General features: G+C 47.0%; 1 protein-coding gene. It reads left to right on the forward strand.

Annotation, left to right across the window (positions count from 1 at the left end; all coding sequences use genetic code 11):
• A partial coding sequence (locus AAEY62_RS20445; protein ID WP_350636051.1) for a FecCD family ABC transporter permease occupies positions 1-419 on the forward strand: 419 nt, incomplete at both ends.

Raw genomic sequence — 419 nt, forward strand, 5'->3', positions numbered from 1 at the left:
TTAAAAGTATTTTCACCCCACCAGAGGGCTCCTTTAACACTCGAATTATTGTTGAATTAAGAATGCCACGCACATTACTGGCATTTTTAGCTGGCAGTGGTTTAGCCATTGCCGGGCTTATTTTGCAAACCGTGACGCGTAATCCGTTAGCAGATCCTTATTTATTTGGGATATCGTCTGGGGCGTCTTTGGGGGTTGTTATACTCATGGCGTTTGTGGGCATTAGTGCGGGCTTTGCATTATCGGCAGCGGCATTGGCTGGCAGTTTAGTGGCTATGAGTTTACTTATATTGATTGCAGGGCGGCAGCAAAGTGGGCAAGTAGAATCTATGCTGCTGGCAGGTGTGGCCTTGTCATTTTTATTTAGCGCCTTGACCAGTTTATTACTTTACTGGAGCGACCCACAGGCGGTTGCGGCT

The sequence above is a fragment of the Pseudoalteromonas sp. GW168-MNA-CIBAN-0100 genome (assembly GCF_040309225.1).
GTDB lineage: Bacteria > Pseudomonadota > Gammaproteobacteria > Enterobacterales > Alteromonadaceae > Pseudoalteromonas > Pseudoalteromonas arctica.